At 68.9% G+C, this 23,754-nt stretch carries 22 protein-coding genes, 3 tRNA genes and 1 pseudogene; 11 read left to right on the forward strand and 15 right to left on the reverse strand.

Annotated elements, in window-relative coordinates; genetic code table 11:
• Positions 1-76 (forward strand) — tRNA-Lys (locus V7026_RS06130).
• Between the two features lie 54 nt (positions 77-130).
• Here V7026_RS06130 and ychF read toward each other — a convergent pair.
• Both ychF and V7026_RS06140 read right to left on the reverse strand, forming a co-directional pair.
• On the reverse strand, positions 131-1,225 hold the full coding sequence (gene ychF, locus V7026_RS06135; RefSeq protein WP_334154485.1) for a redox-regulated ATPase YchF: 1,095 nt from the start codon (positions 1,223-1,225) through the stop codon (positions 131-133).
• A 113-nt stretch (positions 1,226-1,338) separates the two neighbouring features.
• Positions 1,339-2,241: an MOSC domain-containing protein gene (locus tag V7026_RS06140; protein ID WP_334154486.1), complete on the reverse strand. Its 903-nt coding sequence runs from the start codon at positions 2,239-2,241 to the stop codon at positions 1,339-1,341.
• A 75-nt stretch (positions 2,242-2,316) separates the two neighbouring features.
• Between V7026_RS06140 and V7026_RS06145 the strand changes: the two genes are divergently transcribed.
• The 3 genes from V7026_RS06145 to V7026_RS06155 are packed head-to-tail and all read left to right on the forward strand — an operon-like array spanning position 2,317 to position 6,193.
• Complete coding sequence (locus V7026_RS06145) at positions 2,317-3,483, forward strand: FAD-dependent monooxygenase (protein WP_334154487.1); 1,167 nt, start codon at positions 2,317-2,319, stop codon at positions 3,481-3,483.
• Between the two features lie 38 nt (positions 3,484-3,521).
• The gene (locus V7026_RS06150; RefSeq protein WP_334154488.1) at positions 3,522-4,283 is read left to right on the forward strand and encodes a DsbC family protein; all 762 of its coding nucleotides are present in this window, start codon (positions 3,522-3,524) and stop codon (positions 4,281-4,283) included.
• A complete protein-coding gene (locus V7026_RS06155) occupies positions 4,280-6,193 on the forward strand; it encodes a M61 family metallopeptidase (protein WP_334154489.1) in 1,914 nt (637 codons plus the stop codon). The genes V7026_RS06150 and V7026_RS06155 overlap by 4 nt, the downstream gene beginning before the upstream one ends.
• Here the strand turns inward: V7026_RS06155 and V7026_RS06160 are convergent.
• Positions 6,147-6,965, reverse strand: coding sequence for an enoyl-CoA hydratase-related protein (locus tag V7026_RS06160; RefSeq protein ID WP_334154490.1), 819 nt, complete (start codon positions 6,963-6,965; stop codon positions 6,147-6,149). The genes V7026_RS06155 and V7026_RS06160 overlap by 47 nt on opposite strands.
• A gap of 183 nt (positions 6,966-7,148) precedes the next feature.
• Here V7026_RS06160 and V7026_RS06165 point away from each other — a divergent pair, with 183 nt between their 5' ends.
• The 5 genes from V7026_RS06165 to groL all read left to right on the forward strand — a co-directional run bounded on the left by V7026_RS06165 (position 7,149) and on the right by groL (position 10,565).
• Positions 7,149-7,940 (forward strand): enoyl-CoA hydratase, encoded by a 792-nt coding sequence (locus tag V7026_RS06165; protein WP_334154491.1) that lies wholly within the window; start codon positions 7,149-7,151, stop codon positions 7,938-7,940.
• A gap of 95 nt (positions 7,941-8,035) precedes the next feature.
• A tRNA-Met gene (locus tag V7026_RS06170) sits at positions 8,036-8,112 on the forward strand.
• A 142-nt stretch (positions 8,113-8,254) separates the two neighbouring features.
• The gene (locus V7026_RS06175; protein WP_334154492.1) at positions 8,255-8,500 is read left to right on the forward strand and encodes a hypothetical protein; all 246 of its coding nucleotides are present in this window, start codon (positions 8,255-8,257) and stop codon (positions 8,498-8,500) included.
• 80 nt (positions 8,501-8,580) lie between these two features.
• Entirely contained in the window at positions 8,581-8,871 is a 291-nt protein-coding gene (gene groES / locus V7026_RS06180) for a co-chaperone GroES (RefSeq protein WP_068608443.1), read from the forward strand.
• A gap of 59 nt (positions 8,872-8,930) precedes the next feature.
• The gene (groL, locus tag V7026_RS06185) at positions 8,931-10,565 is read left to right on the forward strand and encodes a chaperonin GroEL (protein WP_334154493.1); all 1,635 of its coding nucleotides are present in this window, start codon (positions 8,931-8,933) and stop codon (positions 10,563-10,565) included.
• A gap of 67 nt (positions 10,566-10,632) precedes the next feature.
• Here the strand turns inward: groL and V7026_RS06190 are convergent, their stop codons facing one another.
• The 3 genes from V7026_RS06190 to V7026_RS06200 are packed head-to-tail and all read right to left on the reverse strand — an operon-like array spanning position 10,633 to position 13,982.
• Positions 10,633-11,568, reverse strand: coding sequence for a DUF6279 family lipoprotein (locus tag V7026_RS06190; protein WP_334154494.1), 936 nt, complete (start codon positions 11,566-11,568; stop codon positions 10,633-10,635).
• 56 nt (positions 11,569-11,624) lie between these two features.
• Positions 11,625-12,773 carry an acyl-CoA dehydrogenase family protein gene (locus tag V7026_RS06195; RefSeq protein WP_334154495.1) on the reverse strand — a complete coding sequence of 383 codons (1,149 nt, stop codon included), beginning with the start codon at positions 12,771-12,773 and terminating at the stop codon, positions 11,625-11,627.
• A gap of 12 nt (positions 12,774-12,785) precedes the next feature.
• Positions 12,786-13,982, reverse strand: coding sequence for an acyl-CoA dehydrogenase family protein (locus V7026_RS06200; protein WP_334154496.1), 1,197 nt, complete (start codon positions 13,980-13,982; stop codon positions 12,786-12,788).
• A gap of 126 nt (positions 13,983-14,108) precedes the next feature.
• Between V7026_RS06200 and V7026_RS06205 the strand changes: the two genes are divergently transcribed.
• Positions 14,109-14,184 (forward strand) — tRNA-Asn (locus V7026_RS06205).
• 394 nt (positions 14,185-14,578) lie between these two features.
• Here the strand turns inward: V7026_RS06205 and V7026_RS11440 are convergent.
• Positions 14,579-15,205, reverse strand: a pseudogene (locus V7026_RS11440) (HDOD domain-containing protein); the annotation flags it as partial.
• Between V7026_RS11440 and V7026_RS06215 the strand changes: the two are divergent.
• Complete coding sequence (locus V7026_RS06215) at positions 15,119-15,538, forward strand: hypothetical protein (protein ID WP_334154498.1); 420 nt, start codon at positions 15,119-15,121, stop codon at positions 15,536-15,538. The pseudogene V7026_RS11440 and the gene V7026_RS06215 overlap by 87 nt on opposite strands.
• Here V7026_RS06215 and V7026_RS06220 read toward each other — a convergent pair.
• The 8 genes from V7026_RS06220 to V7026_RS06255 all read right to left on the reverse strand — a co-directional run.
• A complete protein-coding gene (locus tag V7026_RS06220) occupies positions 15,530-16,498 on the reverse strand; it encodes a flagellin N-terminal helical domain-containing protein (protein ID WP_334154499.1) in 969 nt (322 codons plus the stop codon). The genes V7026_RS06215 and V7026_RS06220 overlap by 9 nt on opposite strands.
• 11 nt (positions 16,499-16,509) lie before the next feature.
• Positions 16,510-18,459, reverse strand: a complete 1,950-nt coding sequence (gene flgK, locus V7026_RS06225; protein WP_334154500.1) for a flagellar hook-associated protein FlgK — start codon at positions 18,457-18,459, stop codon at positions 16,510-16,512.
• 16 nt (positions 18,460-18,475) lie between these two features.
• Positions 18,476-19,369 carry a flagellar assembly peptidoglycan hydrolase FlgJ gene (flgJ, locus tag V7026_RS06230; protein WP_334154501.1) on the reverse strand — a complete coding sequence of 298 codons (894 nt, stop codon included), beginning with the start codon at positions 19,367-19,369 and terminating at the stop codon, positions 18,476-18,478.
• Position 19,370: 1 nt separating this feature from the next.
• Positions 19,371-20,498, reverse strand: a complete 1,128-nt coding sequence (locus V7026_RS06235) for a flagellar basal body P-ring protein FlgI (RefSeq protein WP_334154502.1) — start codon at positions 20,496-20,498, stop codon at positions 19,371-19,373.
• A 35-nt stretch (positions 20,499-20,533) separates the two neighbouring features.
• Positions 20,534-21,223: a flagellar basal body L-ring protein FlgH gene (locus tag V7026_RS06240; protein ID WP_334154503.1), complete on the reverse strand. Its 690-nt coding sequence runs from the start codon at positions 21,221-21,223 to the stop codon at positions 20,534-20,536.
• Positions 21,224-21,248: 25 nt separating this feature from the next.
• Positions 21,249-22,025 carry a flagellar basal-body rod protein FlgG gene (gene flgG / locus V7026_RS06245; RefSeq protein WP_334154504.1) on the reverse strand — a complete coding sequence of 259 codons (777 nt, stop codon included), beginning with the start codon at positions 22,023-22,025 and terminating at the stop codon, positions 21,249-21,251.
• Positions 22,026-22,039: 14 nt separating this feature from the next.
• On the reverse strand, positions 22,040-22,780 hold the full coding sequence (gene flgF, locus V7026_RS06250; protein ID WP_334154505.1) for a flagellar basal-body rod protein FlgF: 741 nt from the start codon (positions 22,778-22,780) through the stop codon (positions 22,040-22,042).
• Positions 22,781-22,798: 18 nt separating this feature from the next.
• Positions 22,799-23,754, reverse strand: a 956-nt coding sequence (locus V7026_RS06255) for a flagellar hook protein FlgE (protein ID WP_334154506.1), incomplete at its 5' end; no start/stop codon positions are given.

A 23,754-nucleotide genomic window follows, 5' to 3' on the forward strand; every position in this document is an offset into this window, starting at 1 on the left:
GGGTTCTTAGCTCAGTTGGTAGAGCAGCGGACTCTTAATCCGTAGGTCGTAGGTTCGAATCCTACAGGACCCACCAGCCAAATCAATGACTTAGCCCGCCACCGAGCGGGCTTTTTCATGCCCGCGGGCGTCACACGTTGAACAAAAAGTTCATCACGTCGCCGTCTTTGACGACGTAGTCCTTGCCCTCGGCGCGCATCTTGCCCGCGTCCTTGGCTCCTTGCTCACCGCCGTAGGCGATGTAGTCGTCAAACGCGATGGTCTGGGCGCGGATGAAGCCGCGTTCGAAATCCGAGTGAATGACGCCCGCCGCTTGGGGCGCCGTGTCGCCGATGTGGATGGTCCAGGCGCGCACCTCTTTCTCGCCGGCGGTGAAGTAGGTCTGCAAGCCCAGCAGTTGGTAGGCGGCGCGGATCAGGCGGTTCAGGCCCGGCTCCTCCAGGCCCAGTTCGCGCAGAAAATCGGTGCGGTCCGCCTCGTCCATGTCGGCCAGCTCGGCCTCGATCTTGGCGCAGATGGCCACCACCGGCGCGCCCTGGCGCTGTGCAAAGGCGCACAACTGGTCCAGGTAGGGGTTGCCCTCGAAGCCATCCTCGGCCACGTTGCCCACGAACATCGCCGGCTTGGCGGTGATCAGGCACAGCGGCTTGAGCAAGGCCCGCTCCTCGTCGGTCAGCTCCATCACGCGCACGGGGCGCCCTTCGTCCAGCACGGCGCGCACCCGGCCCAGCACGGCCACCATCTTGGCCGCTTCCTTGTCGTTGCCGTTCTTGGCCGCTTTCTGGTAGCGCTGCAGCGCCTTCTCGACCGTGCCCAGATCGGCCAGACACAGCTCGGTCTGGATGACCTCGACGTCGGCGATCGGGTCCACCTTGCCGGCCACGTGGACGATGTTGGGATCGTCGAAGCAGCGCACCACGTTGATGATGGCGTCCGTCTCGCGGATGTGGGCCAGGAATTGGTTGCCCAAGCCTTCGCCTTGGCTGGCCCCGGCGACCAGGCCTGCGATGTCCACGAACTCGACGATCGCCGGCACGACCCGTTGCGGCCGGACGATGGCGGCCAGTTGCTGCAGGCGCGGATCGGGCACCTCCACCACGCCCACGTTGGGCTCGATGGTGCAGAAGGGGTAGTTCTCGGCGGCGATGCCGGCCTTGGTGAGGGCGTTGAACAGGGTGGACTTGCCGACGTTGGGCAGGCCCACGATGCCGCATTTGAGGCTCATGGCGGGGCGACGGGTGGGAGGTGGGCGGGGCGGCGGCACGCGCCGGCGAAAGCTGGGATTTTACCGGGGGCCGCAGGGGCCAGGCGCGGCCCGGCTGCGCGCATCCGCGCGCATCACCATGCCCCCCAATGCCCTGTGCCGCGCATGCCCTCGTGCAGCATGTGCCCGTCGCCGCGGCGCACGATGGCATTCATGCCAAAGGTGACGGCCCCCATCAGGCGCTTGTCCTGACGGTAGGTGTGCAGCAGCGGGCTGAGGCGGCCGTCCGGCACCCCCGTGGCCGGATCCACGTCGGGGATGGTGCAGCGCGCGCACGGCTTGACGAGTTGCAACGTGATGGCCGGCGCATCGGCGGGGGCGCCCTCGGCGTGCCAATCGATGCGGTCGATGCGGTCCTCGTCGTGCGGATACGTCCCACCCAGCACCAGGTTGGCGCGCAAGCGTTCGATGCCCACCGGAGGGTACCCCTGGGCCGCCAGCCGTTCGTTCAGATCGTCGAGCGACGCGCTGGAGACCACCAGCAACGGAAAGCCGTCACCAAAGGTATTGGGGGCCTCGACCCCGCCCGTCCAGCGCAGCGAGGACAGGCGCCGCTCCTGCGGATCGAACCGCACCAGCCGCAGGGGCCCCAGGCCCGGCGGCAGGTCCGCGCCCAAAAAGTCGGTGAACCATTGCGCCGCGACGTCCCCCATGTCGTAGGCGTCCACCGCATCGTCCCAAATGCGCACGCGCCGCGGCGACTCGGCCGCGTCGAGCGCGAGGTGCAGCGACAGCATGCCTGGCGCGCGCAGCTCCAGCCGCCCCATGCGCAGGCGCGGCTGGATCAAGGCCATGCGCGGCAGCTCGCGCTGCGAGACGAACTCGCCGTCCGCATCCACCACCATCCAGGTGCGGTCCCACTCCAGGCCCGTCTCCAGCAGCTCGACCGAGCGCAAACGGATGCCGGCACAGGACTTGACCGGGTAGATCCACAGTTGATCCAGGGTGAGCGGCAGCGTATCGGGGGCGTCGTTCATGGCAGTGGGCCCTGCAGATGGTGATCGGCAAGCTGCCATTGTGCCCACAGCCGTGCCGACGCCTACAATGCCCGCATGACCAAGACTTACGACGTGGCGATCCTGGGGGGCGGCATCGTCGGCCGCACGCTGGCGCTGCTGCTCGCGCGCGAGCGCCTGCGCGTCGCGCTGGTCGAGCGCCCCCCCTCGGGCGGGGCGACTGCGCCGGACATCCGCGCCTACGCCCTCAACGCCGCCTCGCGCGCGCTGTTGGAATCGGTGCGTGCCTGGCCAAACGAGGGGGACACCGTCACGCCCGTGCGGCACATGTGGGCGGCGGATGCCGATCCGATCCCCGACGCGGACGGCCTCGACGCCGCGGCTGCCGTGCGCTTCGATGCCGGCACCGCGGCACCCCACCCGCTGGCGTGGATCGTCGATGTGCCTGCGCTGGAAGCGACGCTGGCGCAGGCGGTGGCCTTCCAGCCGGGCATCGAACGACTGATCGACGACGGCGGGGTGCGGCCCAAGGCCGCCCTCACCGTCGTCTGCGAAGGGCGCCGCAGCGCCACTCGGGCGGCCGAAGGGTTGGCCTACGACAGACGCCCGTACGCCCACACTGCCATCGCGGCGCGGCTGCACTGCGAGCGCCCCCATGGGACCGTGGCGCGGCAGTGGTTTTGTGGCGACAGCATCCTGGCGCTGCTGCCCATGGGGGGGGCCGAGGGGCAAACGGTGGCCGTGGTGTGGTCGGTGCCCCACGCCCGCGCGGCCGACCTGCTGGCGCTGCCGCCCGACGCCTTTGCCCAATCGGTACAGCAGGCATGCGCAGCGGCCCTGGGCCCGATGCGTACGCTGGGCCAGCCGGCGGGCTGGACGCTGGAGCTGTCGATCGCCCGCCCCTGGGTGCGTCCGGGGCTGGCGCTCGCGGGGGATGCCGCCCACGCCATGCATCCGCTGGCCGGCCAGGGCCTCAACGTCGGCTTGGGGGATGTGGCCGAGCTGGCGCGCGTGCTGCGCGAGCGCGAGTACTGGCGCCCGCTTGGCGACCTGCGCCTGCTGCGCCGCTACGAGCGCGCCCGCGCCGCCCCCGTGGCCGCCATGCAAACCGCCACCGACACCCTGTACGGCCTGTTCGGCAGCCCCGACGCGCGACTGGTCGCGCTGCGTCGCTGGGGGCTGCGCGCGGTGGACCGGCTGGAACCGATCAAACACTGGTTCATCCAACAGGCAGCCGGCCAGCCCGTCGCTCCCCGCCCATGATGGCCCCGCCCGGCCCCCCTTTCTTGCCGAGACCTCACATGACCCGTTCTGCCCTGCCCGTCCTGCCCGCGTTGCGTCGCCTTACGCTGGGCCTGGTGGGCGCTGCGCTGCTGGCCACAGCTGCCCACGCCAACGAAGCCGTCATCCGCAAAAACCTTAGTGAGCGCCTGCCCAACCTGCCGCGCATCGACGAGGTGCGCCCCACCCCCATGCGCGGCCTGTTCGAGATCCGCATCAACGGCACGGACATCCTCTACACCGATTCCGAGGGCAATTACCTGATCCAGGGCGCCCTCATCGACACCAAGGCGCGCGTCAACCTGACCGACGAACGGCTGGAGAAGCTGACCGCCATCGCCTTCGACGAGCTGCCACTGAAGGACGCCTTCACCGTGGTGCGTGGCAACGGGCAGCGCAAGCTCGCCGTGTTTGCCGACCCCAACTGCGGATTCTGCAAACGCTTCGAGCGGGATCTGGCCAAGCTGGACAACGTCACCATCCACACCTTCCTCTACCCCGTGCTGGGCAAGGATTCGGAGCAAAAATCCCGCGCGATCTGGTGTGCGCGCGACCGCAACAAGGCCTGGGACGACTGGATGCAACGCGGCGTGACCCCGCCCGAGCCCAAGGCCGACGCCAAGTGCGACACCACGGCCCTGGAGCGCAACATCGCCTTCGGCCAGAAGTACCGCATCACCGGCACCCCGACCACCATCCTGGCCAATGGCACGCGCCTGCCGGGCGCGGTGGGGCTGGACCGCCTGGAGCCGCTGCTGGCCCAAAGCGGCGGCGCCAAATGACCCCTCGCTGCCCCGCCCCGGCCAGCCACCTCGGCCCGCCGGCGGCGCTGCGCTACACCGTCGAGGTGGCCGATGTCCACGCCCACCTGTGGCGGGTCACGTTGGCGATCGACCGCCCCGCGCCGCGGCAGCGCGTCAGCCTGCCGGTGTGGATTCCGGGCAGCTACCTGGTGCGGGAGTTTGCCCAGCACCTGCAGCGCCTGCAAGCGGCGGTGGATGGGCATCCGGTACCCCTGCGCGCACTGGATAAGAACACTTGGCAAGCCGAGTTGGACGCGGAGGCCGCCGCCCGCACGCTGACCTTGCAGTACGAGGTTTATGCCTTCGACCCCTCGGTGCGCGCCGCCTACCTGGATGCGCGGCGGGGCTTTTTCAACGCCACCAGCCTGTGCCTGCGCGTCCATGGGCGCGAAGACGAACCGCATGCCCTGACACTGGCCGGCAGCGACGCCACCCGCGGCTGGCGCGTGGCCACGGCGTTGCGTCCCTGGGCCCCGGCTGCGGGCGCGCGGCCGCGGAGGACGACGCCGGGCTGGCGCTGGGCCACCGGCGACGGCTTTGGCACCTACCTGGCCGCGGATTACGACGAACTGGCCGACAGTCCCGTGGAGCTGGGCGACTTCTGGTGCGGCGACGTCGTGGTGCGGGGCGTGCCGCATCGCGTCGTCGTCAGCGGTGCGGTGGCCGGCTTCGACGGTCAGCGGCTGCTGCGCGACACCGCGCAGGTGTGCGAGGCCGCCATGACCCTGTGGCACGGGCCCGACGGCGCGCCCCCGATCGACCGCTACCTGTTTTTGCTCAACGCCACGCAGGACGGCTATGGCGGTCTGGAACACCGTCTCTCGACCGCGCTGGTCTGCGCCCGCACCGACCTGCCCCTGCAGCCGCTGCCCGGTCCGCGGGCACCGGACCAAGCGCCTGCGCCGCTGCGCGCGGGCGACGGCTACACCACGCTGCTGGGGCTGATCAGCCACGAATATTTCCACACCTGGAACGTCAAGCGGCTGCGCCCGCGAGAGTTCATCCGCTACGACTACGACCGCGAGAACCCGACCGAGCTGCTGTGGTTCTTCGAGGGCTTTACCAGCTACTACGACGACCTGCTGCTGCTGCGCGCAGGGCTGATCGACCAAGCCACCCACTTGCAGTTGCTGGCCAAGTCCATCAACCATGTGCTGCAGACCCCGGGGCGGCAGGTACAGAGCGTGGCGCAGGCCAGTTGGGACGCCTGGATCAAGTACTACCGGGTGCAGGAGAACACGCCCAACGCGACCGTCAGCTACTACGCCAAAGGCGCCCTGGTCGCCCTGTGCCTGGATCTGACGCTGCGCCTAGAGGGGCGAACCACCCTGGACGATGTGATGCGTGCGCTGTGGCAGCGCTGCGCGGGCGGCCCCATGCGCGAGGCCGACCTGCGCGCCGTGCTGCGCCGCCTGGCCGGCCGCGATCTGGGCGCCGAACTGGACGCCTGGGTGCACGGCACCGATGAGTTGCCCCTGCGCCCCCTGCTGGAGCGGCATGGCGTGCGCTGGATCGAGGAGCGCGCGCCCCTGGCGCAACAACTCGGTCTGCGCGTGGACGAGGCCAGCGGCATCCGCCTGCGCAACGTGCTGCGGGGCGGGGCAGCGGAGTCAGCCGGCCTGGCCGCCGGGGACGAATGGCTGGCCGTGGAACGCGACGGTGAGATCTGGCGCGTGCGTCGGCTGGACGACGTGGCCCTGCATGCCCGCGGGCTGACCGCGGACGAACCCCTGGTGTGCTGGGTGGCCCGCGATGGCCGCGTGCTGCGCTGCCCGCTCCAGTGGCCGGCGCCAGCCACCACCGTGCAGCTGCAGCCCGCCCCGGCCGAGGCCCGGGCCGACCTCACTCCCCGCGAAACTGCGGCGCGCGCTTGTGCAGGAAGGCCGTGACGCCCTCCACGTAATCGTGGCTGCGGCCCAGCGCGGCCTGGCAATCGCGCTCGGCGTCGAGCTGCTGTTCGAACGAGCGCTGCAGCGCACCGCGCAGCAGGTGCCGCGTGCTCACCAGCGCCCGCGTCGGCATGGCGGCCAGGCGTTCCGCCATCGCCAGCGCCGCCGCCAGGGGATCGTCGGCCACCGACCAGATCAGCCCCCAATCGCGCGCCTGCTCCGCCGGCAGCTTGTCGCCCAACATGGCCAGGGCCATGGCCCGCGCCAGCCCCAAGCGTTCCACCGTCAGCCAGCTCCCGCCCGCATCGGGAATCAGCCCGATCTTGCTGAACGCCTGCACGAAGCTGGCGCCGGGGGCGGCAATGGCGATGTCGCACGTCAGCGCCAGGGATACGCCAGCCCCGGCCGCCACCCCATTGACCGCCGCCACCGTGGGCACGCGCAACTGCATCAGCGCGCGTGCACTGGGGTTGAAGCAGGTCTCGATGATCGGTCCGGGGTTGGCGCGTTCCAGCATGTCGGGGCCGGGGGAGAAGTCCAGCTCCGACAGGTCCAGCCCGGCGCAAAAGCCGCGTCCGGCGCCGGTCAGCACCAGGGCTCGGATGCCGCGGTCGGCCTCCACGTCGGCCAGCGCGCGCTGAAACGCCTGGTGCATGGTGCGGGTAAAGCTGTTGAGCGCCTGGGGGCGGTTGAGCGTGAGCACGGCCACCGCGCCGCGGCGCTCGAACAGAATCTCGTCGGCCGCCGGCGCGGCCGCTGGTTGCTGGGTCATGGGGAGTCTCCTCTGGCTCGGGAACGGGCGGCCAGCCATGCCGCCGCGATGCACGAATCGTAACCCGCCCGGGCGGCCGGCCATGGCCTCCGCCACCGCCGGTGCGGCGCCGCCGGGACGCTATAGTCGGCGGTGGTCACCGACGCACGACCCCATTCTTGACGCCCGTCCGAGGAAACCCGCATGAGCGAGACACCCCCCCTGTACGAAACCCTGCTCACCCGCACCGAAGGGCCGGTTGGCATCATCGCCTTGAACCGCCCCAAACAGCTCAACGCCCTGAACGACCAGCTCATGAACGAGCTGGGCGCCGCGCTCAAGGCCTTCGACGCCGATGATGCGATCGGCTGCATCGTGCTGACCGGCAACGAGAAGGCCTTCGCCGCCGGCGCCGACATTGCGGCGATGGCACGCTACACCTTCTCGGACGTCTACCGCACCGAATACATCACCCGCAACTGGGAGGCGCTGCGCCACGTGCGCAAGCCCGTCATCGCGGCGGTGGCCGGCTTCGCGCTGGGCGGCGGCTGCGAGGTGGCGATGATGTGCGACATCATCATCGCCGCCGACAACGCCAAGTTTGGCCAGCCGGAGGTAAAGATTGGCGTCATCCCCGGCGCTGGTGGCACCCAGCGGCTACCGCGCGCGATTGGCAAAGCCAAGGCCATGGACATGGCGCTGACCGGGCGCATGATGGACGCGGCCGAGGCCGAGCGCGCCGGCTTGGTCAGCCGGGTGGTGCCGCTCGACAAGCTGATGGACGAGGCACTGGCCACCGCGCTGTCCATCGCTGCGCTGCCGCGGCTGGCGGTACTGGCTGCCAAGGAGGCGGTCAACCGCGCCTTCGAGGGCCCGCTGGCCGACGGCCTGATGTACGAGCGCCGGCTGTTCCATGCGATGTTTGCCACCGAGGACCAAAAGGAAGGCATGGCCGCCTTCCTCGACAAGCGCACGCCGAACTTTCAGCACCGCTGAAAGGCCGGGATCTACGCCCCCCGACCCGCGTCCAGCCGGGGCGTCAGCTCCCGGCCCGAGAGCGCGCGGAATTTGGCTATAATCGCGGCTTCGATGGCGCTTTAGCTCAGCCGGTTAGAGCGACGGAATCATAATCCGCAGGTCCGGGGTTCGAATCCCTGAAGCGCCACCAAATATCGCCCCGCCCGTCCCCGACCGGCGGGGTTTTTGCTTTTGGCGGGACCGCGCTCGGGGAATAATGGCCCACAGCCCCCAGCGACACGCCAGACGCGGGCGACCGGCCCGAGGCGCTGGACCTGCTCGCCTTTCTGGGCATGATCGTCGGCATCGCCCTGTTGCGGGCGCGGCGCATCGACGACAACCCGCGCAAGGGCATGCGCTTCGTATTCGCAGTGCATGTGCCCATCGCCGGCTTGGCCTTGCTGCCCCCAACCCCGCTGCTGGCGGCCGCCGTGGGCATCGGGGGCGCCGTGCTGCGCATGGTGCTGGTGCTGCGGCGGGTCGTTTCGGGTCTTTTCGAGCCACCCCTTGAAAAGCGCCGTCCAGGCCCTTATCATTAGCACTCGTCGGCGGTGAGTGCTAACAGCAACCTCCGCCGTCTTCTTCTCACATTCTCATCGTCCTTTCGACAGGAGATCGCATGAAACTTCGTCCTCTCGCCGATCGCGTGATCGTCAAGCGCCTGGAAAACGAGACCAAGACCGCCTCGGGCATCGTGATCCCGGACAACGCCGCCGAGAAGCCCGATCAAGGCGAAGTGCTGGCCGTCGGTCCCGGCAAGACCAACGACAAGGGCGAAACCAAGCCGCTGAGCGTCAAGGTCGGCGACCGTGTGCTGTTCGGCAAGTACAGCGGCCAGACCGTCAAGGTCGACGGCGAAGAGCTGCTGGTCATGAAGGAAGACGACCTGTTCGCCGTCGTCGAGAAGTGACCCCGACCGACACCGGTCTGACAACGCTCACCTCCCCTATTCGCAAAGGAAACTGAAAAATGGCAGCAAAAGACGTCGTGTTTGGCGGCGAAGCCCGCGCCCGCATGGTCGAAGGCGTGAACATCCTGGCCAACGCGGTCAAGGTGACCCTGGGCCCCAAGGGCCGCAACGTGGTCCTGGAGCGCTCCTTCGGAGCCCCTACCGTGACCAAGGACGGTGTGTCCGTGGCCAAGGAAATCGAGCTGAAGGATAAGCTGCAGAACATGGGCGCGCAAATGGTCAAGGAAGTCGCGTCCAAGACCAGCGACAACGCTGGTGACGGCACCACCACCGCCACCGTGCTGGCCCAGGCCATCGTGCGCGAGGGCATGAAGTATGTGGCCGCCGGCATGAACCCGATGGACCTCAAGCGCGGCATCGACAAGGCCGTCGAGGCGCTGGTGGCCGAGCTGAAGAAGATCAGCAAGCCCACCACCACCAGCAAGGAAATCGCCCAGGTCGGCGCCATCTCCGCCAACAGCGACGAGTCGATCGGCAACATCATTGCCGAAGCGATGGACAAGGTCGGCAAGGAAGGCGTGATCACCGTCGAAGACGGCAAGTCGCTGCAGAACGAGCTCGACGTCGTCGAGGGCATGCAGTTCGACCGCGGCTACCTGTCGCCCTACTTCATCAACAACCCGGACAAGCAGGTGGCGGTGCTGGACAACCCGTACATCCTGCTGCACGACAAGAAGATCAGCAACATCCGTGACCTGCTGCCGGCGCTGGAGCAGGTGGCCAAGGCCGGCCGTCCGCTGCTGATCATCGCCGAGGACGTCGAAGGCGAGGCGCTGGCCACCCTGGTGGTCAACACCATCCGCGGCATCCTGAAAGTGGTGGCGGTCAAGGCCCCGGGCTTTGGCGATCGCCGCAAGGCCATGCTGGAGGACATCGCCATCCTGACCGGCGGCAAGGTCATCGCCGAGGAAGTCGGCCTGACGCTGGAGAAGGTGACGCTGGCCGACCTGGGTCAGGCCAAGCGCGTCGAGGTGGCCAAGGAGAACACCACCATCATCGACGGCGCCGGCAAGGCCGAGGACATCGAAGCGCGCGTCAAGCAGATCCGCGTGCAGATCGAGGAAGCGACCTCCGACTATGACCGCGAGAAGCTGCAAGAGCGCGTGGCCAAGCTGGCCGGCGGCGTGGCGGTGATCAAGGTCGGCGCGGCCACCGAGGTCGAGATGAAGGAGAAGAAGGCCCGTGTGGAAGACGCCCTGCACGCCACCCGTGCGGCCGTCGAAGAGGGCATCGTCCCCGGCGGTGGCGTGGCGCTGCTGCGTGCCCGTCAGGCGGTGGGCGAGCTGCATGGCGCCAACGCCGACCAGGACGCCGGCATCAAGCTGGTGCTCAAGGCCATCGAAGCCCCGCTGCGCGAGATCGTGGCCAACGCCGGTGGCGAGCCCTCGGTCGTCATCAACAAGGTGCTGGAAGGCAAGGGCAACTTCGGCTTCAACGCTGCCAACGACACCTATGGCGACATGATCGAGATGGGCATCCTGGACCCGACCAAGGTGACCCGCACCGCGCTGCAAAACGCCGCTTCCGTAGCCGGCCTGATGCTGACCACCGAGTGCATGGTCGCCGAGACGCCGAAGGCCGAAACCCCGGCGCCGGCTGCCGGTGGCATGGGTGGCATGGGCATGGACATGTAATCGGCCAGCCCGGTCATCCACGGTCTGCATGAAGCCCGCCAAGCACCGCTTGGCGGGCTTTTTTCATTCATGACCCGGAGATGGCGCGGGACAGGCTGTCGTTGGGCGGGCCGCCGTTGGGGATCAGCGCGCGGATGTCGCGCTCGTGGGCCTGCAACTGGCTGGCGGCCCGGGCCCGCTGCTCCGGTTTGGCCTGGGCGTGCCAGTCGGCCAGCCAGCTACAGCCTTCTATCCAGACGGACGCCTGATGCGCGGCCAGCGCTGGGTCGGGCGATAGCCACGTCCGTGCCCACAGGGCGCGCACCTCCGCCTGCGCGGCCTCGGGGGCTTGGCCGCGCAGGCGACGGGCCGTGTCCAGCCAGTCGTTCTGGCGGCGCTGCCGCTCCGCCCAGGCCCGGTCCGGGCGGGGATCGACGGTTCGCAGGCGCTCACGCAGCCAGCGGCGCTGAGCTTCGTCGAGACGGCCGTAGAACATCTCCAAACGCTCGCGGGTTCGGTTCAGGCGCACGCCCCGGTCGATGTCGGATTCCCCCCAGTCGCGGCGCCATTCCCGGTCGCCCTCGGCCAGGCGCTCGCGCCAGTGGGCCAGTTGGGCATCGGTCAGGGTGGGCAACCAACGGGCCAGGTCGTCGACCGTGCGGTCGGTGGCCTGGTGCAGCAGAGCACGCACGGCGTCGGCCTCGCGGCAGACGGTGTCGGCATCGAGGGGGCCGACCACCAGGGCCTGCCAGCGCCGCAACAGGACGGCGATGGCGGGGAGCTGCTCGCGGCGGTGCCATTGGTGCCAGCGGCGGGCGGCCTCGTCCAGCCCCTGGCGCTGGGGTGCATCCAGGTCCCACAAGCTGTCCAGCCGCCACATCACCACAGTGGGCAGCCGGTTGTAGGCCAGCCCGATCACACTGCATCCGGCGGCCGCCGCAGCCACGACGCCAACCGCCACCCAGCGTGCCAAGGCGCGCCAGCAGTGCGGCGGCGCGGGGCGCGGCGGTTGCGGGGCGTGCATAGTGGGTGGATCGCGGTGCGCGGACCAGGGTTCCGGGGCAGCCCGCCCCGGGTCGGTTAAGCCCGCGCCTCCCGCTCGCGGCTCAGCGCGATGAAGCGGGCGAGGTGATGGTCTTCGTCGCCCAATTCGTGGTCGACCATGACCAAGCGCTTGGCGTAGTGCGACAGCGGCAGTTCCCACGTCATGCCGATGCCGCCATGCAGCTGAATGCTCTCCTCGGCGACCTGGGTGCCGGCGCGGCCGATGGTGGCTTTGGCGGCCGCGATAAGGCGGTCGCGCTCGAGCGGGTCGTCCCCGTCGAAGGCGGCCGCGGCGTTGATGACGGCCGAGCGCGATTGCTCGACCGCCATCCACAGATCGACCGCACGGTGCTGCAGCGCCTGAAAGCTGCCGATCGGACGCCCAAACTGGCGGCGCGTCTGCAGGTAGTCGCGCTTCATGCGCAACACGACCTCCATGGCGCCGAGTGCCTCGGCGCACAGGGCGAGCGCCCCACAGGCCAGCCCATGCGCCAACACCTGGCGCGCCCGCGCCGGGCCGGCCACCAAGGCGTCGGCCGGCACTCGCACCGCGGTCAGGGTCACATCCGCGGCGCCACCGCCATCGATGCGGGGATAGGTGCGCACCAACACGCCGGGTGTGCCGCGCGGCACCCAAAACAGCGCGATGCCCTCCGCATCGCGCACGGCGCCGGACAGCCGGGCCGACACCAGCCAGCCCTCGGCCTGGCCGCCATGCGGCACGACCGCCTTGTGACCGTCGAGCACCCAGCCCCCGGCATCATGCTGGGCGGTGGTGGCGACGTGGGTGGGTTCGTAGTGGGCATCGGGCTCCTCGTGGGCCAGCGCGACGACCGCGCCGGCAGCCAGCCGCTCCAGCCACGCGGCCCACGCCTGCGGGGCGTCGGCGCGGGCCAGCATCTGCCCCACCACCGCGGCCCCGAGCAGGGGTTCGATCACCAGGGCCCGGCCCGCGCTTTCGAACACGGTGGCGATGTCAAAGCCGCCCCCGCCCAATCCCCCGGCAGACTCGGGCAGCAGCGCCGCGACGGCCCCCAGCTCCACCAGCCCGGCCCACAAGTCCACGTCGTACCCCTGGGGCGTGGCGGCCGCTGCATGGCGACGGTCGATGGGGTAGCGCTGCGCCAGATAGCAGTCCAGCGAGTCGGCCAGCATGCGCTGGTCATCGGTGAGCGAAAAGTCCATGGCGGGCCCTCCTCACAGGCCGAGCACCGTCTTGGCGACGATGTTTTTCTGGATCTCGTTGGAGCCGCCGAAGATCGACAGCTTGCGATAATTGAAATACTGCGCCGCGGCACTGGCCGCCCCGGCGGGACCGACCGCCTGATCGGCGCCCTCCAGCGTCAGCGCGGCCTCGATCCACGGCAGCGCGTAGGGGCCCACGGCGCGGCGGGTCAGGCTCAGGATCTCCTGCCGCACCTGCGTGCCCAGGATCTTGAGCAGCGAACTCTGCGGCCCCGGCGCACCGCCGCCGGCCACCGCCACCAGCACGCGCAGGTTGGTGGTCTTGAGGTTCTCCAGCTCGATTTCCACGCGCGCCAGCCGGGCGGCGAACAGCGGATCCTCGATCAGCGGCCGTCCGCCCTTGTGCACCGCACGCGCGATGACCTTGAGCCGCTCCAGCCCCGCGACCGAAAAGCCGATGCCGGCGATGTTGGTGCGCTCGTAGGTCAACAAATACTTGGCGATCGTCCAGCCCTGGTTCTCCGCGCCGACCAGGCGGTCCGCCGGCACGCGCACGTCGGTCAGAAACACCTCGTTGACCTCGTGCTCGCCGTCCAGCGTGATGATGGGCCGCACCTCCACGCCCGGGCTGTCGAGGTCGATGAGCAGAAAACTGATGCCCTCCTGCGGCTTGGCGTTGCGGTCGGTGCGCACGAGGCAAAACATCCGGTTGGCGTAGTGCCCCAGCGTCGTCCACGTCTTTTGGCCGTTGACGACGTAGTGGTCGCCGTCGCGCACCGCGGTGGTCTTGAGCGACGCCAAGTCCGAGCCGGCCCCCGGCTCCGAATAGCCCTGGCACCACCAGTCCGAGCCGTCCAGGATGCGCGGCAGCCAGTGGCGCTTCTGCGGCTCGGAGCCATATTTGATCAGCACCGGGCCCAGCATGTTGACGCCGAACGGCACGATGCGCGGCGCGCCGGCCAGCGCACATTCGTTTTCGAAAATAAAGCGCTGCACCGGCCCCCAGCCGGGGCCACCCCATTCGCGCGGCCAGTGGCTGGCCAGCCAACCCCGCGCGTGCAGGATGGCGTGCCAGCGCGCCATGTCGTCGCGCGTCAGGCGCAGGCCCTGCCGGACCTTGGTGGCCAGTTCGGGCGGCAGCTCGTCGCGCAGAAAGGCGCGCACCGCGTCGCGAAAGGCGCTCTCGTCGGGGGACAATCGCAAATCCATACAGGCTCCCAAGGCTACCGGCCCACGATTGTGCGCAGGCGCCGCGGACTGTGCCACAGGCGCCTGTCCAACGGGCGACGCCGGGCAGATCGGCCGATTTTGTCGCTATAATGCAGGGCTCACCGATCCCCGATAGCTCAGTCGGTAGAGCGCCGGACTGTTAATCCGTAGGTCCCTGGTTCGAGCCCAGGTCGGGGAGCCAAAAACACACCGCCAAGCCCGCCATCGCGCGGGCTTTGGTTTTTTGGCCCCCGATACCGACCAACCCCGGTATGCCCCTCACACCGATGAGCGCCAGCGCGCCAGCGCGCCAGCGTGCGCAGCAGCGCCGTATTGACGTGTGAGAGGGCGAAGCCTTCCTCCTGCATCCGGGCGGGCAGGTGTTGCGACTGCGCCGGGTCGGCCAGCCGCCGGGCCAGGTCCAGGTACACGCCGTACGGCCCCTCCCCTGCCAGCAGCGCCTCGGTGATCGCTTCGGACAGGGGCACGCGCTCCAAGGCCTGCGCCAGCGGCACGCGCAGCCAGCGATCCAGCGTGGAGAACAGCCCCGTGAGGTAGATTTCGGTGGCCAGTTCGTGTTGGGCACCGGCATCCATGAGCGTTTGCATCAACTGCGCACGCAGCACCAGGGCTTGGCGCACGGGCTGCAGATCGGGGTCGGACACCGCGCCGGGCAGCAGCCGGAGCAACGCATCGCGGAAACGCCGCTCGCCCAGCAACAGGACGGCCTGCCGCACACTGGACACCTCGCGCCCGGTGCCGAAGGCATCGCCGTTGACCAACTGCAGCAAGCGGTAGGTCAGCAGCACGTCGCTGTGCACCAGACCGATCACCGTCTCGATGGACGCCTCGCGCAGCAGGGCCTGCTGCACGCGCAACAGCGCGCCCTTGTCGACCCCCAGGGCACTTGCGGGGCGGGACGCCAGCGCATCGTCATCCGGCCAGCCCACCACCCCCCAGGCTTGGCGCACATCCAGGCAGTGCGCCGCGAGGGCGACTTGGCCGATCGCCCCATACAACTGTCCCGGCAGCACGGGGCTGTCGGCGGGCCGCTGCGCGGACAGGGCCTGTCGCACATGGTCGGGCCACAGGTGCAGTAGGTAGCGGAAGCGCTCGGCCGCGCTCCCGGTGAGGGGATGCGCACGGGCCAAGGGCAGGTTTTGCACCAGCCGGTGCCCCAGGCGCCGGGCCTGCGTCAGGGCCTGCAGCAGCTCCGGCGGCATGCGCGGGCCAAAGTCCGGCACCTCGAGCCAGACGTGATCCGGCGGCGACGCCGACAAGGCCTGCAAAACGGGACGCTGGTCGGCAAACGCCACCAGCAGGAATGGCGATCCCGCAGACCACCAGTCGGCCATCGCATGCAGCAGGTGGGGGGCATCGACGCCGTCGTCCAGCAGACGCACCTGCAGGCGTGCGCCGATCAGGCGCCGCCCGTCACCCCAGATCGGCTGATACGTGAAGACCGCGTGGTCCAGCGGATTGAAGCCCATGGCGCCGACACTGTAGCCGAAGTCAGCACCGCCGCCCACGCGACGGCCGTAGCGCCGTCAAGCTAGGTATTGGAACAGCGACAGCCGCTGCACCTGCGCATACGACGACAGCCCCGCCTGGTAGGCCAGCTGCTGCGTCTGAAAACGCGAGATCGCCTCCACCATGTCGAGGTCGGTCAGCTCGGACTGCTGCTCGATGTGGTAGTCCCCGCGCGCCTTCAGGGCGGTCTGCACGGCGTCGGCCCGGTTGAGCCAGTCGCCCAGCTGGCCGCGGGCGGAAAGCACGGCGTCGAGCCGCACGGTTAGATTGGCGTTCGCTTGGCCGAGCTCGGTGGCGAGTTGAGTCGCGGACAAGGCGGGGTTTTTCAGCGCGATGATGGCGCGATCGAGCGTTTCCCAGATGCTGTCGTTGGCCTGCGTCCCCGACGGGCCGAAAATCCGCTCGCCATCCAGGATATGGGGCAACGACGTCTCGGTTGGCGCACTTTGGCCGGCGACACCCTGCCACTGCACGATCCGGCTGTCGTTGCCATAGGTTTGCGGCGTCGGCGCGACGACGCTCTCCACGAACGGCTGCCCGCTCGTGTTGAGCGTTCCCTGCCCCATGAACAGCGGCCGCCCCAGCGTGTCCTGCGTGTTGGAAAGCGCCAGAATGCGCTCGCGGATGCCCTCCAGCTCGTCGGCGATGGTGCGGCGGTCGCTGGCGTTGAGCGCGCCGTTGCCCCCCTGCACGATCAGTTCCTTGGCGCGCAGATACAGGTCGTTGACGTCCCCAAGGGTGCTTTCACTCAGCTCGATGTTGCGCCGCGCCGCCTCCAGCGCGCGCTGGTCGGACTGGATGCGCTGCATGCGCGCCTGCTCGCGCTCGGCCAAGGCCGCGGCCGACGGGTCGTCGCTGATGCGGCGCACGCGCTTGCCGGAGGAGAGCTGGTCCTGCAGCTCCGCGAGCTGCGCGCCGCGCTGCTGCAGCCGGTTGATCGTGCTGTCGTAGCTGTAGGCCGTGGCCACGCGGTAGACGGTCGACATGATGGGCCTCGTCAACGGAAGGTGCTGATCAGCGTGTCGAAGATGGACTGCACGGTCTGCAGGTATTTGGCCGAGGCTTGATACGCCTGCTGGAACTGCAGCAAGCGCGCGGCCTCTTCGTCGAGGTTGACGCCGGCCTGGTTGGCGCGGCGCTGCTCGGCGTCGTCGGCCTGCGCCTTGGAAAAGCTGGCGCGCGTGGCAGCCTCGTTGACGCGGGAGGCGAGGTTGGAGAACACCGCCACATAGCCCTCCGACAGCTTGATGCTGCCGTCGAACATCACCTGGTCGCGCAGCGCCAGCATCGCCTGGGCGTTGCTGCCGTTGAACACAACCCCGGTGGGAGGGGTGTTCTGGAGCTGGAAGCCGTCGCCCGCATTGGGCTGCCCCCGCAGCGTGATCTTCACCTCCACCGTATCGGAACCCGAGGTGTAGGTGAAGGTCATCGGCTCGCCCGGCGTATACGCCACGGACGCGGGCGAAAACCCCGCCAGGGCAAAGGTGTTGGGCGCGATGAACGTCAGGTTGGCGGGCAGGGGCGGCGTGGCCCACGAGCCCGTCGTCACGGTGGCGGAGACGGCCTCGATCGTGGCGTTGCCGGTGTTGGAGGGGTTTTGCGACAGCGTCACCCGGCCGGCTGCGGCCAATTCCGCCGGCCGCGAGAGCGCCATGCGCAGCGAACCCGCGGCCGTGGCGCCGGGGGACAGCATGAAGCGATCCCCCGCCGCCGGTGAGGTCGGCACACTCAGCGTCAGCCCCTCCAGGGAGTAGCCGTTGACGGTGACCGGGGCGGCGGCGTTGGCCTGCCAGCCGCTGCCGTTCCAATACCACCCGTCGCTGCCGCGCCGGATCAGCGCTTGCGTTCCGGAGGTAAATTCCAGAATGTAATCCTCGGCCTTCAGCTGGGTCGGATCGGCCACCGTCGCGCTCACGCTGCCGCTGCCCGTGTTGGTGACCGCCGCTTTGCCCGCAAGCGAGCCGAATACCAGCAGATCCGCCCCCCCGTTGCCGAGCAGGTTCAGACCGCTTTGCTGCTGGCGGTTCACGGTCGTGGCCAGCGCCAACGCCATCCGCCCAAGTTCGGCCTGTGTGCCGATGACGTCGCGGTTGATGAAGTCCAGCAGGCCCTTGAGCTTGCCACCGCTCAAGAACTCGGACGGCACGTCGTAGGCACTCGCCCCTTGCACAAACTGCAGCTGTATCTGGCGGTCGCCATCCAGCTCGGCGCGCGACACGCGCAGTTCGGCCGCGCGGTTGCCCAGCACCAGCGGCAGGCTGCCGGCCACGAACACCGACAGCGTGCCGTCGTCGGCACGCAGCGTGGTCACCTGCACCTGATCGTTGAGCTGCGCGATCAGGCGATCGCGCTGGTCGAGCAGGTCGTTGGGGCTGGCGCCGGTGCCCTGGGTGCGCGCGATCGCGTCGTTGACGCTGGCGATCGCCTGTGCCAGGCGGTTGATCTCCTTGGTCACTTCGGTCGCCTGCAGGCGCGCACCGGTGGCGATCTCGTCGATGCGCGCGGCACCATCGCGGATGCGCGCGGCCAGCGCATCGAACTGGTCCAGCACCACCTGCCGCGCCGCGCTGTCGTTGGGGCTGGAGGCCACATCGGTCCAGGCGTTGAGCGCATCGTTGAGCAGCTTGCCCAGACTGCCGTCCCCCAGCGGAAAAAGCGACTCCACACCCTGCAAATACTGCAGGCGCACCTGGTCGGCCGCCGCGGTCGCGCGGGTGACGTTGGACTCCCGCGTCAAAAACGCGTCGTAGCCCACCCGGGTCACCGCCTCGATCTGCACCCCCTTGCCAAAATAGCCGCTGCCCATTTGCTGCCCGGGCACGGAGTTGAGCTCCACGCGCTGGCGCGTGTAGCCCTCGGTGTTGGCGTTGGCGATGTTGTGGCCAATGACCTGCAGCACGGCCTGGTTGGTGGTCAGCGCGCGGGTGGCGATGTTGAGGGCGCTCATGTTGCTCTCCCGCCCCTCACGCCAGGGCACGCTGCAACTGCAGCGTGGTGTTGATCACGCGGCTCAGCTTGGCCGCGTACTGCGGGTCGGTGGCGTAGCCGGCCTGCTGCAGCTGCTGGGCAAACGCCTGCGGCGAGTGCAGGTTGCGCACCACCGCCTGGTAGCGCGGGCTGCCGGTGATCAGCCGCGCATAGTCGCGGAACGCCTCGGCGTAGCTGTCGTAGGCGCGAAAGCGCTGCACCAGCTTGCGCGGCTGGCCGTCCACGTACTCGGTGGTGGTAACCTCGGCGACCTTGCCGGTCCAGCCCGGGCCGGCCTTGATGCCGAACAGGTTGTGCGAGTTGCCGCCGTCTGCAGTGCGGATTTCGCTGCGGCCCCAGCCGGTTTCGTGCGCGGCCTGGCCGATCATGAAGGCGGCCGGGATGCCGGTTTCGCGCTGCACCTGCTGCGCCGCGCTGCGGTGCTGCTCGACGAACGCGACCTGCGACACCGTCGGGCGCGGCACCGCCCCGGCGCTGGGGGGCGTCGTCGGGGTGGTGGTCGCAGGCGCAGCAGCCCCATCCGCTCCGCGCGGCCGCGCGGCGGGGTCGATCTGCTGCTGCAACTGGCGCTCGATCATCTCGCTCAGCCCCCCCGGCAGGCCGGTCATCTTGACCGCCCACTGCTCATCGAGCAGGTCCATGCCCAGGTCGGTGCCTTCGTTGTCCATCAGACCACTCTTCATCGTCGCCTCGCGCATCGACTTGAGCAGTTCGCGCATGAACAGCGCCTCGAACTGACGGGCGGTCTCCTTCAGCGCCGCCTTCGGGTCGCGGCCGGCGGCGCCCTTGAGGGCGTCGAGGCTGCGGGCATCCGCCGCCAGCCCGCGCGCGGCGTCGGCCCCCAGCGTGAAGCGCACATCGGCCACCATGTCAGATCACCTCCAGCTCGGCCTTCAGCGCGCCAGCCGCCTTGAGCGCCTGCAGAATGGCGAGCAAATCCTGTGGGGTGGCGCCCAGCTTGTTGAGCGCGCGCACCACGTCCGCCAGCTGCGCGGAAGCCTCTACCTCGATGATCTTGCCGCCGTCCTGCTGGACCTGGATGTCGGCCTTTTCCGTCACGACGGTCTGGGCCCCGGGAGGCGCAAACGGCGGCGGCTGGCTGACCTGCGGCGTGGCGCTGATGCTGATGGAGAGATTGCCGTGCGCGATGGCCGCCGGCGCCAGCTTGACGGCCTGGTTCAGCACCACCGAGCCGGTGCGGGCGTTGAAGACGACGCGCGCGGTCGGCGTGGCCAGCTCCACCGGCAGATCCTCCAGGCTGGCGAGGAACGCCACACGCTCGTTGGGGTCGCGCGGCGCGCGCACCTGCACCGTGCGGCCGTCCAGCGCCTGCGCGGTGCCGTCGCCGATGGCGCGGTTGATCGCCGCCGCCACGCGCGAGGCGGTCTGGAAGTCGTCCGCCCGCAGCGCCAGCGTGACCCCCTCGCCCAGCAGCAACGGCGTCGGCACGGTGCGCTCCACCAGCGCCCCGTTCGGGATGCGCCCGGCATTCAAGTGGTTGACAGTGACACTGCTGCCGCCCGCAGACGCCCCGGCCCCCGCCACCACCAGGCTGCCCTGCGCCAGCGCGTAGACCTGCCCGTCGGCGCCGCGCAACGGGGTTTGGATCAGCGTGCCGCCGCGCAGCGACTTGGCACTGCCGACCGACGACACCGTCACGTCGATCGTCTGCCCGGGCCGGGCAAACGCCGGCAGATCGGCGGTCACCAGCACCGCAGCGACGTTTTTCGGCTGTACTGTCACGCCCTGCGGCAGGCTGATGCCCATCTGCTGCATGAAGTTGGCCAGGCCACGCGTGGTGTAGGCGTTGTTGCCGTCACCGGTGCCGTCCAGCCCCACCACCAGGCCGTAGCCGACCAACTGGTTGCTGCGCACGCCCTGCACGGCAGCCACGTCCTTGACGCGCGTGGCCTGCGCCGGGACCGGCATCAGGGCCGAGGCGGCCATGATCGTCATGGCGGCCAGCAGCCCGCGGGGGAGAAAAGTCCATCGGTTCATCGCGCATCACCTCGTGAACCGATTGTGGAAAAACTTTAGAACGGCAAAAGCGTCAAAAAGAACCGTGCCAACCAGCCAAATGTTTGCGCATCGGCCGGCGCCCCGCGGCCGCGTGACAGCACGCGCACATTGGCCACCTGGGTGCTGGGCACGACGTTGCCTGGCTGGATGGCGCGCGGATCGACCGTGCCACTGAACTGCAGCACATCCACCGCCTGGTTGACGCCGATTTGCTTTTCGCCGATGACGACCAGGTGGCCGTTGGGCAGCACCTCGGTCACCACCGCGGTGATGGAGCCGCGGAAGGTGTTGCTGGCCTCGGTCTTGCCGTCGCCTTTGAAGGTGTTGCTGGACTTGGCGCCGGTGGTCAAATCGCCCAGGATGGAGGCCGGCGCAAACGGAAAGGCCGACACGCTCGCGCCGATGCCGCTTTCGCGCGCCACGTCGGTCTTGGCGCTCTGCGAGGCGGTGAGCGACTCGGTGATCTGGATGGTGAGCACATCGCCCGGCAGGCGCGCGCGATGGTCCTCGAAGCCCGGCCGGTACGCCACCGCTGTGAAGAGCGAACCACTGGGCGCTTCGGCCACGGCAGCGCGCATCTGCGGGTAGCGGATGCCGTCCTCGGGCGGTTTGGCCAGATCCACGTCCGGAATCTGGGACAGCGAGGCGCACCCCCCCAGCAGGGCGGCGGCAGCCACGGCAAACAGGCGGCGGGCGGCGTTCATGGCAAGGCTCCGGCAAGGATGGGGGTCACAGCTGCGTCAGGCGCTGCAGCATCTGGTCGGACGTGGTCACGGCCTTGGAGTTGAGCTCGTAGGCGCGCTGGGTCTGGATCATGTTGACCAGCTCCTGCACGACGTTGACGTTGGAGCTTTCCAGATAGCCTTGCAGCGTCTGCCCAAAGCCTTCGGCTCCCGGGGGCCCTTCGACGGGCGCCCCCGAGACCTGCGACTCGCGAAACAGGTTTTGTCCGGTGGGCTCCAGCCCGGCGGGGTTGATGAATTGCGCCAGCGTGATCTGCCCAATGGTCTGGACGGCGTCGCCCACGGTGGCGGTCACCGTACCGTCCTTGCCGATGGTCAGGGCACGGGCGTTTTGCGGCACCTGGATGGCGTCGGCTAACGGATAGCCCTGGTTGGTCACCAGCTGCCCCTCGGCATTGAGCTTGAAGCTGCCGTCGCGCGTGTAGGCGGTGCTGCCGTCGGGCATGGCCACCCGGAAAAACCCGTTGCCGTTGATGGCCACATCCAGGTTGTTGTCGGTTTGCTGAAGGTTGCCCTGGGTGTAGGTGCGCGCCGTGGCCACCGTGCGCACGCCCAGGCCGATCTGCAGCCCGGTGGGCAGCTCGGCGTTTTCGGTGGCGTTGCCGCCCACCTGCCGCAGGTTTTGGTAGATCAGGTCCTCGAACAGCGCCGTGCTGCGCTTGAAACCCGCCGTCGACACATTGGCCAGGTTGTGCGAGATGACGTCCAACTGCGTCTGCTGGGCCTGCATGCCCGTCTTGGCGATCTGAAGCGAATTGATCATGAGAATTCTCCCGCTCAGGCGTTGAGGCTGAGCAACTGCGCGGCGCTCTGGTCGTTCTTCTCGGCGTTTTGCAACATCCGCATTTGCACTTCGTACTGGCGCGTGGCCGCGATCATGTCCACCATGGCCTGGATGGGATCGACGTTGGAGCCCTCCAGCATGCCGTCGATCAGGGTGGCGTTCTGGTCGGCCGGCAGGGGCTGGCCGTCACCGCCCCGAAACAGCCCGTCCTCGCCGCGCACCAGCTTTTGGCCCGCCTCCGGGGTCACCAGCTTGAGGCGGCCGACCTCCTGCGGGGCTTGATCGCCCACCTTGGCGGTGACGGTGCCGTCGCGCCCGATGCGCACCTGCGCCCCCTCGGGGATGGTGAGCGGCGCGCCCCCGGTCCCCAGCATTGGCAGACCATTGAAGCCGACCAGGTTGCCCTGGGCATTCACCTGCAACGCGCCGGCGCGGGTGTAGGCCTCGGTGCCATCCAGGGCCTGGATGGCGAAGAAGGCGTTGCCCACGGCGGCCACATCCAGCGGGCGCCCAGTGTTTTGCATCGGCCCCGCCTTGTCCAGGTAGCCTGGCGTCGCTTCCAGCGCATGCACCCGCGTCGTCGTCCCCTCGCCCTGCAGGGGCACCGCGCGAAACGTCGACAGTTCGGCCCGAAAGCCAGTGGTGGTGACGTTGGCCAGGTTGTGCGCGATGACCTGATGGCGCTGCATCGCCGCGGACGCCCCGGACAGCGTGGTGTAGATGACGCGGTCCATGCCTTACTCCTCGCGACCTCAGCGCAGGTTGACCAGCGTCTGTTGCACCTGGTCCTGCGTCTTGATCGTCTGCGCATTGGCCTGGTAGTGCCGCTGTGCCACGATCATGTTGACCAGCTCCTGCGTCAGGTCGACGTTGGACTCCTCCAGGGCGCCAGAGCGGATCAGGCCGAAGCGGCCGGACAGCGGTTGACCGATGATGGGGTCACCCGACGCCTGCGTCTTCTGCCAGTACCCGCCGTTGACGGGCTGCAGACCTTGAACGTTGCGGAAGCGGGTCAGCATGATCTGACCGTTGGCCTGGCTTACCCCGTTGGAATAGCGGGCCGTGATGACACCGTCCTCCCCCACGTTAATCGAGGTGAGCTCGCCAGAGGGGTAGCCGTCTTGGGCGACCTCGTAAACCGCAAACTTGGAGCCAAACTGCGTGACCGTGGCCGCTGCGGGGTTGGTGGGATCGCCAAAATTCAGCGCCACATCGATGTTCGTGGCGGGCAGCCCGGCCGTGGCGTTGACCGCGCCAGCCGCAATCAAGATGTTGGTCAGCGACAGCGGCAGCGTGGGCCTGCCGGTCACCGGATTGAACGAGATCGTTCCCAGATTGGTTTCCGTGGCCGGAGCACCCGGCGGATCGGTGGGCTGATAAACGGAGACGACATCCCAGGCGTTGGCCGCCGTCTTCACGAAATAGAGCTGCACCGGAATCGCATTGCCCAGGGTGTCGTACACATTCATGGACGTGCCGAACTCCTTGTTGGCTGGCGTCAGCGGTGTACCGACCGTTTGCACGTCGGCCCGCGAGTCCAGATTCATCGTCAGCTTGAGTTCCGTCGACGTCTCGGGGTCGATGTTCTTGCCGGTCGGCAGATTCAACGGGACCGGCTCCACCGACGTCGGCTTGCCGCTGGTGTCGGTTTGATAGCTGTCGCATCCCGGATGATCACATAATACCCAGCCGCCGTGGATACCTGCTG

The organism is Tepidimonas sp. (genome assembly GCF_036825565.1).
Classification (GTDB): domain Bacteria; phylum Pseudomonadota; class Gammaproteobacteria; order Burkholderiales; family Burkholderiaceae_C; genus Tepidimonas.